The sequence below is a fragment of the Pseudofrankia sp. EUN1h genome, assembly GCF_001854645.1.
GTDB lineage: Bacteria > Actinomycetota > Actinomycetes > Frankiales > Frankiaceae > Pseudofrankia > Pseudofrankia saprophytica.
The window spans coordinates 1-13,213 of the sequence record NZ_MBLN01000106.1; the positions used below are offsets into that span (position 1 = coordinate 1).

14 protein-coding genes are annotated in these 13,213 nt (G+C 69.9%); 7 read left to right on the plus strand and 7 right to left on the minus strand.

Annotation, left to right across the window (positions count from 1 at the left end; all coding sequences use genetic code 11):
- Positions 1 to 588 (plus strand): IS5 family transposase (locus tag BCD49_RS37840; RefSeq protein ID WP_116439466.1); only part of this gene is annotated, 588 nt, incomplete at its 5' end.
- Positions 589 to 791: 203 nt separating this feature from the next.
- Here BCD49_RS37840 and BCD49_RS37845 read toward each other — a convergent pair.
- Both BCD49_RS37845 and BCD49_RS43330 read right to left on the minus strand, forming a co-directional pair.
- Positions 792 to 1,598 carry a helix-turn-helix domain-containing protein gene (locus BCD49_RS37845; RefSeq protein ID WP_007516208.1) on the minus strand — a complete coding sequence of 269 codons (807 nt, stop codon included), beginning with the start codon at positions 1,596 to 1,598 and terminating at the stop codon, positions 792 to 794.
- Between the two features lie 72 nt (positions 1,599 to 1,670).
- Positions 1,671 to 1,907: a hypothetical protein gene (locus tag BCD49_RS43330; protein WP_007516209.1), complete on the minus strand. Its 237-nt coding sequence runs from the start codon at positions 1,905 to 1,907 to the stop codon at positions 1,671 to 1,673.
- 433 nt (positions 1,908 to 2,340) lie between these two features.
- Between BCD49_RS43330 and BCD49_RS44525 the strand changes: the two genes are divergently transcribed.
- Positions 2,341 to 2,931, plus strand: coding sequence for a hypothetical protein (locus BCD49_RS44525; RefSeq protein ID WP_007516210.1), 591 nt, complete (start codon positions 2,341 to 2,343; stop codon positions 2,929 to 2,931).
- On the opposite strand, the gene BCD49_RS37855 is transcribed toward BCD49_RS44525, so the two are convergent.
- Together BCD49_RS37855 and BCD49_RS37860 are read right to left on the minus strand one after the other, a co-directional pair.
- Entirely contained in the window at positions 2,900 to 3,664 is a 765-nt protein-coding gene (locus tag BCD49_RS37855; protein WP_007516211.1) for an SDR family NAD(P)-dependent oxidoreductase, read from the minus strand. The two genes, BCD49_RS44525 and BCD49_RS37855, sit on opposite strands and share 32 nt — an antisense overlap.
- Positions 3,661 to 4,107: a nitroreductase family deazaflavin-dependent oxidoreductase gene (locus tag BCD49_RS37860; RefSeq protein WP_007516212.1), complete on the minus strand. Its 447-nt coding sequence runs from the start codon at positions 4,105 to 4,107 to the stop codon at positions 3,661 to 3,663. Before BCD49_RS37860 ends, BCD49_RS37855 begins: the two co-directional genes overlap by 4 nt.
- A gap of 236 nt (positions 4,108 to 4,343) precedes the next feature.
- On the opposite strand from BCD49_RS37860, the gene BCD49_RS37865 reads away from it, so the two are divergent.
- The 5 genes from BCD49_RS37865 (at position 4,344) to BCD49_RS37885 (ending at position 10,141) form a co-directional block, all read left to right on the plus strand.
- The gene (locus tag BCD49_RS37865; protein ID WP_007516213.1) at positions 4,344 to 5,153 is read left to right on the plus strand and encodes an enoyl-CoA hydratase; all 810 of its coding nucleotides are present in this window, start codon (positions 4,344 to 4,346) and stop codon (positions 5,151 to 5,153) included.
- A 178-nt stretch (positions 5,154 to 5,331) separates the two neighbouring features.
- The gene (locus tag BCD49_RS37870; protein ID WP_007516214.1) at positions 5,332 to 6,093 is read left to right on the plus strand and encodes a sugar phosphate isomerase/epimerase family protein; all 762 of its coding nucleotides are present in this window, start codon (positions 5,332 to 5,334) and stop codon (positions 6,091 to 6,093) included.
- Between the two features lie 112 nt (positions 6,094 to 6,205).
- Entirely contained in the window at positions 6,206 to 7,366 is a 1,161-nt protein-coding gene (gene larA / locus BCD49_RS37875; protein ID WP_007516216.1) for a nickel-dependent lactate racemase, read from the plus strand.
- Positions 7,367 to 7,450: 84 nt separating this feature from the next.
- Positions 7,451 to 8,416 (plus strand): TIGR03621 family F420-dependent LLM class oxidoreductase, encoded by a 966-nt coding sequence (locus BCD49_RS37880; RefSeq protein ID WP_007516217.1) that lies wholly within the window; start codon positions 7,451 to 7,453, stop codon positions 8,414 to 8,416.
- 33 nt (positions 8,417 to 8,449) lie between these two features.
- A complete protein-coding gene (locus BCD49_RS37885) occupies positions 8,450 to 10,141 on the plus strand; it encodes a thiolase C-terminal domain-containing protein (RefSeq protein ID WP_007516218.1) in 1,692 nt (563 codons plus the stop codon).
- On the opposite strand, the gene BCD49_RS37890 is transcribed toward BCD49_RS37885, so the two are convergent.
- The 3 genes from BCD49_RS37890 to BCD49_RS37900 form a co-directional block, all read right to left on the minus strand.
- Entirely contained in the window at positions 10,104 to 10,823 is a 720-nt protein-coding gene (locus tag BCD49_RS37890) for a GntR family transcriptional regulator (protein WP_007516219.1), read from the minus strand. The genes BCD49_RS37885 and BCD49_RS37890 overlap by 38 nt on opposite strands.
- 282 nt (positions 10,824 to 11,105) lie before the next feature.
- A complete protein-coding gene (locus tag BCD49_RS37895; RefSeq protein ID WP_007516221.1) occupies positions 11,106 to 11,972 on the minus strand; it encodes an alpha/beta fold hydrolase in 867 nt (288 codons plus the stop codon).
- A gap of 29 nt (positions 11,973 to 12,001) precedes the next feature.
- Complete coding sequence (locus BCD49_RS37900; RefSeq protein ID WP_071042476.1) at positions 12,002 to 12,952, minus strand: TauD/TfdA dioxygenase family protein; 951 nt, start codon at positions 12,950 to 12,952, stop codon at positions 12,002 to 12,004.
- Positions 12,953 to 13,213 lie beyond the last annotated feature (261 nt).

Below are 13,213 nucleotides of genomic sequence, written 5' to 3' on the forward strand. Positions count from 1 at the left end.
GGGCTGCGCGACCAGTTGCGCCAGGCCGAGGGCCGCCGGCCGCGGCCGACCGCCGGGGTGATCGACTCCCAGTCCGTGAAGGGCGCCCAGACCGTCACCCACCCCAGCCGTGGCTACGACGCGGGCAAGAAGGTCAACGGCCGCAAGCGGTTCATCGTCGTCGACACGTTGGGCCTGCTGCTGGGGGTACTCGTGCTGCCCGCCAGCCGCCAGGACCGCGACGGCGCTCGCCAACTCCTGCTCGACCACTACTTCACCACCCCGACGTGTCGGCACCTGTTCGCCGACGGCGGCTTCGCCGGCAAGTTCGTCACCTGGGCCACCGACATTCTCAAGACCACCGTCGAGGTCGTCCGCAAGAAAGACGGACAGAAAGGCTTCACCGCCCTCCCGAAACGATGGGTCGTCGAGCGCACCCTGGCCTGGCTCACCGCRCACCGCCGCCTCGCCCGCGACTACGAACGAGACCCGGCAAGCTCGGTCGCCTTCATCCGCTGGGCCATGATCCGCACCATGGCCCGCCGCCTCGTCCGCGGCAAGCCCGTCGAACGCTGGACGGCCCGCGAGCAACCGAACACGGCGAGCTGATAGCCCTTCAAGATTCAGGACAGGCTCTAAGGGAAGCAGCGGTGTTCCAGTGCCGGTAGGCGGTAGCGAAGGCGAGCACGCAGCCCCCGGCGTCCTGGCTCGGCTCGCCATGATGGCACCGACACTCGTCCGCCCGCCAGGCACATCCGAGCCAGCATCGCAGGACCCGCTCGGCGCCTCGCGGCGGACCGGGTGACGAAGGCCTACGGTTCCTCGTTCTCCTGATCCCTCAGGTAGTCGTATGTACGGCGCGGCGGGGCACTGTTGCCTTCGGGGCGCGGATAAAGCGTCGTGAGCAGGGTCGCGAGATGGTCGGCGAGGCTGCGGTGGCGGGGGTCATCCGGTGGGTAGGCGGCCATCGCCGTGGTCAGCATCTCGATGGCCTTGTTGTGCTCCGCCGGATCGGAGGGACGCCCCAGGACGTGCATGGCGCGGGCGACCGCACGGTCATGGTCGGCCTGCGCGACAACACGTCGCCAGGCATCAAGCCACGCCGCTCGGTCGCCGCCGGGCACACGACAGACTGCGAGGATGGTCCGCAACGTGTGTTCGGACGGCCTGCCGTTCTTCAACGCGTCATGCGCTGTCTGAAAGGGGAGCGCCCGCGGCAGATTCAGCATGCGCGCCCGCCGCTCCATATCCCGGAACGACAGGCCCCTACTCTGCCGAAGCCCGTCGAGCGCCCTGGCAAAGTCCTCGGCTGTCCGCACGTCCTCCGGGCCCGGCAGCCTGGAGGCCTCGACGGCGCCTTCCCCGCCGCCAGCCTCGCGCCGGGTCCAGGCCTGGTGCTCGCGGGCGACGATCGCATGTTCCTGCTGCCAGACTTCCCGCTCGTCCTCGGACACACCGCAGGCCGTCAGGTAGGCGCAGGTGACCGACCAGGTCGGCATCTTCCGTCCCGCTGCGGCGGCCGCCAACGTCGGCTTCGAGCAGAGCGCGACCTTCGCCATCAGGTCAAAGGTCATCTCCGGTGGCCGCAGGTCCCGCAGACGCTGCGCGAACGCGGCCACCGGACCGCCGGCGGGATCGATCGGTCGTTCGGGTCGGCCCGGACGACGCTTGGCCGGATCCCTCGACACCGGTCAGCCCGGCTGCTTCTCGCCGCCCAGCATCTGGCGCCTGATCTCGGCCGCCGCCGCGGCGGCGGCCGAGATCAGGCCGAGCGTGGTGACCGGGTCGTAGCCATAGCGCCTCAGCACAACGACGACCACGATGACGAGAACGAGAACGAACAGGTGCAGGAGCACCGCCCACCAGGACGTCTGCTCAGATGAACCCGCGCGCTTCGCGCGCCAGATGCGGCTGGTGCGTGCGCCCACGGCACAGCCCCTTTCCAGAAGACAACGTGCTGATTACAGGTCCGGACGGGTCTTGCGACGAGCAGCCAGCACGTCGATCCGCCGGTAGCCAGCCGGCGAAAACGTGTGGCGTTACGGCGATGATGCAGGCCTACCGGGCCGTATGACAGGGACAGCGACCACCGTGTTGTCTGTTTCGACTCCGCATCGCGTTGGGACGGTCAGCCCAACAATTCCACGGCGCGGGCGTTGTCGAAGGAACAGCCACCTAACAACTATGAAAGCGCAGGTCAGAAGGCTTTTCGTCCGGGTGTATCCGAACGTCTGGCCGAACAGGCCTCCGATCCCGTCTACTAGGACCCGCAGCCGTACGCCGCCTAGGCGGCTGGCTGCACCGAGGCGGCGTCTGAATTGGTCCGGACGGCAACTCGGCGGAGCGGGCCCTCCACTAGCCATGGAGGGCCCCTCCCACCTCCCCGACGCCGAGTCGATGCTGGCGCTGCTGCACCACCGGCTTCAGGAGATCACCGACACGCTCGTGGAGCTGCTGATCTCGATGGTGCACCGGATCGGCGCGCGCGCGGACAAGAAGGTCATCGAGGAGCTGGTCAACGCGTTCAAGCGGGTGACCGGCAAGGAGAACATCCTGTTCGCGATCGCCGAGGCCTCGCTTAGCAGCCCGGATGAGCCGGTCTGCGAGGTGGTGTTTCCGGCGGTGGCCGGCGGGGAGCAGACGCTGCGGGACCTGGTGCACGAGTTCAAGACCAAGGGGCCGGTGTACCGGCGCACCGTGCAGACCACGCTGAAGGCCTCGTGCTCGAACCACTACCGGCGCGGGCTGATCGCGCTGCTCGACGTGCTGGAGTTCCGGTCGAACAACGCCGCCCCGGGCAGGAACCTGAACCCAGCGAACTTCGAGACCGGAGCCGGTGGACGACGAAGGCAGCGAGCCATCATCCGATCAGCCTGGGCGTCGACCGCGACCCCGCCTCCGACGAGTGCAACAAATCCTGCTATCGCATGGTTGTGCCTCCGTCGACGCTGAGTACCTGGCCGGTGACCCATTCGGCGTCGTCGGAGAGCAGGTAGGCGACGGCCGCCGCGATGTCCTTTGGCTGGCCGAGCCGTGGCGCCGCGCAGAGGTCCAGGACCTGCCGCGAGATGGCGTTCGCTCGGGCGAGCACGCCCTCGGTCAGGACGTAGCCCGGCGACACCACGTTGGCGCGGATGCCCTCCTTACCCCATCGGTGAGCGACATGGCGGGACAATGCCAGCAGCCCGCTTTTGGCTGTGGCGTAGGAGACGCGGCCCGACCCGCCGGTGAACGCCGCCGCCGACGCGGTATAGACGATGGCGCCACCGCTCCTGGCGCGCAGCTCGGCGAGGACGCGCCGAGTGACCAGAACGTGGCCCCGCAGGTTGACGGCGATGGTCCGGTCGAAGACCTCCAGGGGGACGGCTTCGGCGTCCGTGTCACGGCCGAGCGTGCCGGAGGAGAGATCCGCCGCATTGACATGCACGGCGTCGAGACCTCCAAAGATCTCGACGCTCCGGGTCACGAGTTCGTCGACGGAGGCCTCGTCGGCGATGTCGAACGGGATCGGGGCGGCCTTGCCACCGTCCTGGCGGATGGCGGCCGCCACGCGCTCGGCGTTGCCGGCGTCGATGTCGCCGACGACGACGAAGGCGCCCTCCTCGGCGAGGCGTATGGCGGTCGCGGCGCCGATACCCGACCCGCCGCCGGCGACGAGCGCGACCTTGCCGGCGAGGCCTCTCATGGCCGGTTCCCAGCTGGCGCGAGTACGACGACGGGGATGGCTCGGTCGGTGCGCGTCTGGTATGCGTCGTAGTTCGGCCAGAGGTCGGCCATGAACTTCCAGAGACGTGGCTTCTCGCTGTCGGATGCCGTTCGGGCGATGACCGGGATGTGCTCGGCCCTGACCTGGATCTCGGCCGCTGGACGTGCCCGGAGGTTCAGGTACCACGACGGATGCTTCGGAGCCCCACCGGTCGAGGCCACGACAAGGTAGTCGTCGCCGTCACGACCGAAGATCAGCGCCGAGGTCCGAGGCTCGCCCGTGCGGCGCCCTGTCGCGGTCAGCAGCAGGATCGGGACGCCGTTCCACAGGTACCCGACCTCGCCTCCGGTCTCCCGGTAGGCGCGGACATGGTTGTCCTTGAGCAGGGTCAGATCGTGCTGAGTGTAGGTCGGTTCGGTCATCGGGACTCTCCTTCGGCCGGCCGGCCGAAGGAGACCGGAGGCGATCGCCTCCGCTCGTATCTGGCGATCCGGGCAGGGCGGCGGCAGCACCGAGCCGACGGGCCGCTCAGCCGGGTTGGTCGACGGCCGGTGCAAGTTGGATCCATAATTCACTTTGCCGGCCGGATGCGCTAGAACCGGCTCATGCCGCGCGGTACGCGCTCGTGCCGCCGCCGGCATCGCTCCTGGGAGGACGCATGCAGCTCGATCATGTCCAGTTCGAGGTCGACGACCATGTCGGGATCATCACGCTGAACCGGCCAGAGGCCGCCAACGCCCAGAGCCAGAAGGTCCTGATGGAGCTGGACCAGGCGTGGCAGGCGGCGGACGAGTCGTCCGAGGTGAAGGTCATCGTGCTGCGGTCGAGCGGTAAGCACTTCTCGGCCGGTCACGACATGAGCGGCAAGCAGACGTCCACGATCGACCGCGAGATCCCGCTGCCCGACGCGCTGTACGACTGGGAGACCCGCCACTACTTCCACTACGCCAAGCGCTGGCGGGAGGTCCCCAAGCCGTCGATCGCCGCGGTACAGGGCAAGTGCATCGCCGCCGGGCTGATGCTGTGCTGGCCGTGCGACCTGATCGTCGCCGCGGACAACGCCGAGTTCTCCGACCCGGTGCTCTACATGGGCATCTGCGGCGTCGAGTACCACGCTCATGCCTGGGAGTTCGGCGCCCGCAAGGCCAAGGAACTGCTGTTCACGGGTGGGTCAATCACCGCTGAGGAGGCGCGCCAGATTGGCATGGTCAACAAGGTGGTGCCCACCGACGACCTCCTTCCCGCCACCCTTGAGCTCGCCCGCCGTATCGCCGCGCAGGACAGCTTCGCGCTACGGATGGCCAAGCGGGCGATCAATCGCACCCTCGACATCCAGGGCTTCGCGAGCGCGCTTGAGGCCTGCTTCGACATGCACCACTTCGGCCACACACGAGCCAACGTCGTCACCGGCGGTACTCCCTCATTGGCAGCCCTCACCGCGATGAAGGAGCGAAGCACCGCCCGGTGAGACCAGCGCTGGCGGCGTAGGAGCAGGGATGGTGGCGCCGGCCGCAGCCGGTTCGGCCGTTGTCCTGACATCGTCGGCGTGCCCGTACCGGTGGTCATTCGGCCGGTCGCCGCATCCCTGCACCGGCCGCCCTGCCGGGACTCGACTGGCCACTGTCCTGAGGAGAGGTGATCAGAAGATGGCCGTCGAACTTGCGCTGACTCCGGACAGCCGGTGGGACATCGACACGGACGGGCTGGTGCGGGCGGCCCGCGACGCGGGATTCTCGGCGCTTGGTATCCCCGCCGGCCGGGTGAACACCGAGGCCGCCGCGTCCTTCGCGTCCGCGGGGTTGCACTGCCATGAACTGCTGGCACTCGTCATCGCCGAGGACGAGACGGCGACGGTGTTCTCGGCGCAGCGGCTGGCCGAGGCGGCCGCCGTCATCGGCGCGCGCTGGGTCAACGCCGTTTTCCGGGTCGGCCTCACAGACGAGACCGCCAAGGTCATCGAACGATGCGCCGCGATCCTCGCCGAGGCGGGGGCAGGCATGGCCGTCGAGTTCAGCCCGCTCGGTCCGGTGACGTCGATCAGGACCGGCCTGGAGGTCGTGGCGGCCGCGGGAACCGACCGGGCGGGCCTGCTGATCGACACCTGGCACTTCTTCCTCGGCGACAGCACCTGGGAGGACCTGGCCCACGTCCCGTTGGAGCAGATCGCTTACATCCAGTTCGATGACGCGCCAGTGCCGGAGTCGGACAACCTGATGCGCGAGACGATGCACCGCCGGGTGATGCCAGGCGATGGGGTCTTCGAACTCGACCGGTTCGCGTCCACGCTGCTGGACCGAGGCTTCGACGGCGTGGTGAGCGTCGAGGTGCTCAACCGGGAGCTGCGCGCCCTGCCGGTACCCGAGTTCGCTCGCCGGGCCTACGCGTCGTCTGCTCGGTACTGGTCCTGATGCGGGTCGAGCTGGCCTACGGGCCGGGAACGGTCCCGGTCGACGTGCCCGACAACGCCCACGTGTTGCGCCGACCGACCGGCCCGGTCTTCCCGACCCGGCGGCGGCGCTCGTGACGGCGCTGCGCCGGCCGCTGGTCGGTCGGCCACTGCCCGATCTGGTGGCACCGGGCACGACGGTCGTGATCGTGTTCCCGGACATCACCCGACCCATGCCCAACCGGGTCGTGCTGCCCCCGCTGCTGGCCGAGCTGGAGCGGCTGGGCGCGGGGCCGCACGAGGTCACCCTGCTGTGCTCCACCGGAACACACCGGCCGGCCACGGCCGAGGAACTTGCGGCGCTGGTCGGCCCCGACATCCTGGCCCGCTATGCGGTGCACCAGCACGTCGCCACGGACGGCGACCACGTCGAGGTGGGGACGGTCGACGGGACGCCGGTGCTGCTCGACCGCCGCTACGTCGCGGCCGACGTGCGCATCGTCACCGGCTTCGTCGAGCCCCACTTCTTCGCCGGTTTCAGCGGCGGGCCCAAGGCGGTCTGCCCCGGCGTCGCCGCCCTCGAGACGATCCTCGCGGCCCACAGCCCCGCGCGCATCCTTCATCCGCGTTCCACCTGGACCGAGCTGGACGCGAACCCCGTGCACCGCTTCATCGCGCGGGCGGCGGCGCTCCTGCCGCCGGACCTCTCGGTCGACGTGGCGATCAACAGCGCCCGTGAGGTCACGGCGGCGTTCGTGGGCACACTTCCGGGCGCGCATCGCGAGGCGTGCGCGTTCGTGCGGCGGACCGCGGTGCACACCCTGCCGGCGGCCTGCGACATCGTGATCAGCAGCAACGCCGGCCTGCCCCTGGACCGCAACCTGTACCAGACGGTCAAGGGCATGGCGGCCGCCGAACGGGTGGTCCGGCCTGGCGGTGACATCGTGATACTGGCCAGCTGCGTGGACGGGTATCCCGACGAGGGGGCCTTCGCGCGGATCATCAGGTCGGCGACATCCGCCGCGGCGCTCACCGACCCGGACGTCGCCGCCTCCCAGGACACGTGGCAGACACAGGTGTTCGGCCGGGTGCTCTCGACGGCGACGGTCCACCTGTACACCGAGGGCTTGTCGGCCGACCAGGTGCGGGCCGCGCACCTGCGGCCCGTCGAGGACCCGTCCGCCACCGTCGCCGAACTGCTCGGCCGAAGGGGCACGGACGCCACCGTCTGCCTTCTTCCCGAAGGACCTCTCACCGTGGCGACAGTCGCGGGCGCGATCGAGAGCCATCCGTGAGATCGGTACGGCACCGCCAAGTTCGACGAGCACCTCGAGATCAGGTTCCTGACCTGGCAGGTGGCCTGAATGACTAGGAGCGACATGGGCGTGAGACCGATCCGGTTCGGGACGGGACCCGGGCGGGTTTCCGACCGCGCGGCGCTCCTCGAGGCCGGGCGGACCATCGAGAAGCTCGGCTACGCGACCTTCGCCATGGCCGACCACTTCATGCTGCCGTTCGCCCCGCTGCTCGCGCTGCAGGCGGTCGCCGACGCGACGAGCACGGTGCGGCTCACCCAGACCGTGCTCAACCAGGACTTCCGCCATCCCGCGGTGCTCGCCAAGGAACTCGCCACCCTCGACGTGCTGTCGGGCGGCAGGCTCGAGGTGGGCATCGGCGCCGGGTGGATGCGGGCCGAGTACGCCGAGGCCGGCCTCCGCTTCGACGACGCGCCGACCCGCATCGACCGTCTCGAGGAGGTGGTCGTCATCCTCAAGGGCCTGTTCGCCGACGGCCCCTTCACCTTCTCCAGACGTCACTTCGGGATCACCGACCTGGAGGGAACGCCGACACCGACGCAGCGCCCCCGCCCGCCGATCATGATCGGCGGCGGCGGTCGCCGGCTGCTGTCGGTCGCCGGCCGCCAGGCCGACATCGTCCAGATCATGCCGCGCATCTCGGGCGGGTCGCCCTCGCCCGAGTCCCGCCCCTTCGCCGCCGAGACGTACGAGGAGAAGGTCGGGTGGGTCCGCGCGGCCGCCGGCGATCGTTTCGACGAGCTCGAGCTCGGCGCCCAGCTGCTGAACGTCACGATCACCGACGACCCGGCCGGCGGGTTCGACGCGTTCTTCGAACGCTTCACCCGGCAGCTGAGGTCGCGGGAGGGCGCCGTCCCCTCGAAAGAGGAGCTTCGCGCGTCGCCGATGGTCGCCGTCGGCCCGCTCGACGAGGTCTGCGCGAAGCTCCGCGACACCCGGGACCGCTTCGGGATCAGCTACTTCTCCGCGCCGCTCGGGGCGACCCCCGAGTCCCTGGCCCCCGTCGTCGAGCGGCTGTCGGGACGGTAACGGCATGGGACCAGAGCGGCTTTGGAGAGATCGATGACTCGAATGCTGACCATGGAGAACGTCGAGCGTTCCTTACCGCTGCTCGACGAGGAAAGCCGACCGTTCTGGGAGGCCGGCCGCGACGGTCTGCTCTCCTTCGTGTGCTGCGATGGCTGTGGCGCACTGCTGCATCCGCCGCAGCCCGTCTGCCGTTACTGCCGATCCACTGATCTGGGGCGTAGGGAGGTCCCGGGGAGTGGTGTCGTCGCCGGGGTCACGGTGAACCACCAGCCGTGGGACCCCCGGATGCCACCGCCCTACGCGGTCGCGACCGTCGTTCTCGACGCGGATCCCCGGGTCCGGCTGACGACCAACCTCGTCGACGTCGACGCCGACGAGCTCAGGGTCGGCATGCGCGTCGTTCCCAGGTTCGAGCACCGTGGCGATGTCTGGATTCCGCTCTACGTTCCCAGCGGTGAGCCCGACGCCGACCTGCCAGCGGACGAGATCGCCCCCGAGGACCACCGGCTGCGCGTTCGGCCGATGGCGCGCTCGGACCGGTTCGAGGATCGGGTGGCCATCACCGGCATCGGCACCTCGCCGATCGGCCGACGGCTGATGCGACCGCCCCTGTCGCTCACGGTGGAGGCGGTGACGGCCGCGGTGGCCGACGCCGGGCTGGACCTGGACGACATCGACGGCCTGTCCACCTACCCGGGAACGCCGGCGACCGGCGGGATAGGCGAGGGTGGAGTCAGCGCGCTCGAGGACGCCCTCGGCCTACGGCCGACCTGGTACAACGGCGGCGGCGAGACGTTCGGCCCCGCCGGGTCGGTGATCGCCGCGATGCTCGCCGTGGCGGCCGGCCTGGCGCGTCACGTCGTCTGTTTCCGCACCGTCTGGCAGGCCACCTTCGCCGCCCGGCAACGGGCCGCGGGCCCGGGCGGCGCCAGCCCCTACGGGATGGGGAAACACGAGGGCCGGGTCCCCGGGTACAGCGGGCCCTACGGGGTGGGGTCGGCGGCGATCACGCTGGCACTGCGCGCGTCGCATCACTTCGCCCGGTACGGCACCACCCGTGCCGCCCTCGGCCAGATCGCCGTCACGCAGCGGGCGAACGCCGCGCTGAACCCCTCGGCGGTCTACCGGGATCCGCTCACGATGGACGACTACCTGTCGGCCCGCACCATCAGCACCCCGTTCGGGCTCTACGACTGTGACGTGCCCGCCGACGGGTGTGTGGCGGTCGTCGTGTCCGCGATCGAGGCCGCCCGCGACCTGCCGCGGCCTCCGGTGCTGGTGGAGGCGGTGGGCACGCAGATGACCGAACGGATCGCCTGGGACCAGGCGACGGTCACTCACGAGCCGCATACCCTCGGCCCGGCTGCCCATCTCTGGACGCGTACGTCGATGGGCCCCGACGATGTGGACGTCGCGTTGCTCTACGACGGGTTCACCTTCAACTGCCTGTCGTGGATCGAGGCTCTGGGGTTCTGCAAGATCGGCGAGGCGGGGGACTTCCTGGCCGAGGGGCGCAACATCGCCCGGGAAGGCGGCGCGATCGCGCTCAACCCGCACGGTGGTCAGCTGTCGGCCGGACGCACCCACGGCATGGGGTTCGTCCATGAGGCGGTCGTGCAGCTGCGGGGCGACGGGGGAGAACGCCAGGTGCCGGGGGCGCGGGTCGCCGTCGCCACCAGCGGGGGACTCACACCCGCGGGGGTGATCCTGCTCCGGCGGGACTGACCCCGGCGCCGTCTCGTGGGGAGCCTTCAGCCAGGACGCCGCGGCGGGCGAGGTCCTGGACGACTGCCTTTCCCGCGGCTCGGAAGTCCTCGACCCGGTGGTGGGACGCCTGCTCCGGCTCACCGGCAGCGATCGCTTCCACGACCCGGCCGTGCGCGAGGGCGCTGGTGCCCGGCGGCTGGCCGCTGTGCACCCGGAACACCCAGGACAGATACCCGGCGAAGGCGCGCAGCTGCGCCAGCAGACGCCGGGAACCGCCGGCGCGGTGTTCCGCCCGCAGGATCTCCTGGACGAGCTCACGCATCCGGTCCGGCGATCCGGCCGCCTCGAGTTCGCGCACCAGCCGGCGAAGCTCGGCGATGACCTCCGGGTCCGGCCTGGTCGCCAGCCGGGCGACCGCCACGCCGCTCAACAGACCCATCACCTCGAAGTCGTCCAGGATCGAGTCGGCGTCGAATGGCTCGACGAAAACTCCCCGATGCGGCCGGCTGGACACGATCCCGTCACGTTCCAACATGACGACCGCTTCGCGGACAGGACTCCGGCTGATCTCGAGGATCTTGCTCACGTTGATGATGTCGATGCGCTGGCCCGACCGCAGCCGTCCCTCGAAGATCTCCTCCAGGAGATAGTCGACGACCTGGCTACTGGCCTTCTCTAGCTTGATGGGATGCGAAACCACGATCAGCCGCCACCGACACCGTCGAGGAGCCCCCCGACCTCGACGCAGATCTTCGGCATCTGGGTGATCGTCCCCTTCTCCCTTTCGCCTCGCCGTCGGGTCACGACGGCGGGCGCGCACATACGCCCGAATTTTAGTGGTGCGTCGACAGCACCCCGCAGGTCAGCCGCCCTGACGCGCCGACCGCCGGAACACGGCACCAGACATGACCTCCTGAGACTGGCGCCGAGGCGGTCGAAGCCACCGCCGACGCCGTGACCGGAGCCGGCGGCGGTTCGGCGATCAGGCGGTGGTGCCCAGGACGTCGTCCGCCCAGGCCGTGAGCTGTGGGGCCAGGAGCGGCCAGCGCACGAAGATTCCCTTGTCACGCTCGGCCTGGCGTTCGTGCCACTCGCGGTCACCCCACGGCGGGTCGACCAGGCGCGCGTTCGGCAGCAGTTTCGCGATGCGTTCCGACACCCAGCGCGGATGGTTGCCGTCGCTCACGCCGCTGTTGAAGACCATCGCCGGTGGCGCGATGGTGGCCAGCTGGTCGTCGGGCAGGCCGGGAATGACCTCGTCGTCCCGCGGGATGAAGGCGCGCAGCCACCGGTCCATGGTCTCCAGGAACACGGCCGGGTCCTGGTCGAGGATCCGCTGCCGGTTCTCGGGGTTCTTCGTGATCTGTTCGGCCCAGTCCGGCAGCGCCGCGACCCCGGCCATGCCGGTCCGCCAGCATTCGCGCATGGACGGTGTGCAGTAGACGTTGCCAAGGACGAACAACTCGAACGCGCCTCCGCTGGGCCACCAGAGCGCGAGTGCCTTCGCGGTCGCGGGATGGCGGCTCTCGGCCAGGAGGGAGACCCGGGCTCCGGCCGACCCGGCGGCGAGGACGGCCGGAGCCATGTCCAGGTGCTCGAGCAGCGCGGCCAGGGTGTCGGCGTGCAGGTTCGATTCATTGGAGCCCTCGAAGCAGACGTCCGACTCGCCGCAGTTCGGGCGGTCCCAGATCAGCACTCGGCCGTCATGCCTGGCCAGTTGTTCGGCCAACTGCGCCAGCCCGGGGGTTTCCCGGGAGTACCGGCCGCCCGGGGCCAGCGCCCAGGAGCGCCGCCCGTCGCCGATGATGTCAAAGCCGATGGTCAACCCGTTCACCTTGGCTCGTGCCATATCGATTCCCCTGAAATCGCGTGTGCTGGTCAGTTGCCGGCGCCGCTGGCGGCKGCCTCGACGAGGCGTCCGACGCCGAAGGCGCCGGCGAGCGTCGTGCGCAGGCCACGACGGCGGTCGCCGATCCTGCTGCCGACCGCCGCGTGCAGGAACCGCCGGTTGTCCCATCCGACGACGTCGTCGACGGCCCAGCGATGCTTGTAGACGTACCGGCCCTGGAGCATGTGGTCGCACAGGTACGCGAACAGCTCGTCGCTGTCCACCGGCTCCATCCCGAGGAAGAAGTCGAACTCCTTCGGGCTCAGGAACAGGCAGGTACGGCCCGACTCCGGATGCACGACCACCGCCGGATGCACGACCGACGGCGGACTCGCGCCGCGCCGCCCACCATCGGCCGCGCGCCCCGACAGCCCTGCCTTCGCCCACTCCTCGTCGGTGAGTGGACGCACCGTCCGCCAGATCGCCCCAGGTCCGGTCTGCTCCATCGGCGAGCGCCGCAGGGTGGCCCGGTACTCCAGTCCGGCCAGGCGGGCCTTCACGTCGTCCGGCAGGTCGTCGTATGCCCGCGCCGTGTCGGCGAACATCGTCTCGCCGTCGACGTCCGGCGTGACGAGGATCCGCAGCAGCGCACCCGTCGAGATGTTCGGGGTGTAGGCCGTGTCCCGGTGCCAGGGAATCGTGCCGACCTTGATCTCCGCGTCGTCATAGACGTAAGGCCGTGAGATCTCGTCGCCGACGACCATGAACAGGTCGTTCTCCGGGGCACGGACACTGGGGAGCGGATGGATCTCCAGCTCGCCGAAACAGCGGCTCAGCGCGATGTGCCGCTCGATCGAGTCGACATCCCGGAACAGCAGGAGCCCGTACTCGAGCCACRCCGCGAACAGGTCATCCCGCACCGCGGGGTCGCCGGGGTCGCTGGTGAGGTCGACGATCTCAGCGCCGACGGTCAGCGGGCGAATCGAGAAATGCTCGGCCACGTGCGGCCTCCTCCCGGATCGGAACRCCCCGCGGGACGTCTCCTGGTTCCAGGACCGGGTCCTGGGCGGGCCGGCATGCAGACCGGGGCGGTCCTGTCCGCCGAATCACCCGCGCTCTCCGTAGGTACCTCCCGATGCATGATGGATTATGGATCCACATGAGCTAGCCGTCGAGCGTTCGTGGTACGGGAGGCCGGGTGGGAGCTCGCCATCGAGGGCTGGAGCGGATCGATCACCTCCGCCGTCGCGCGGCGCTGTCCC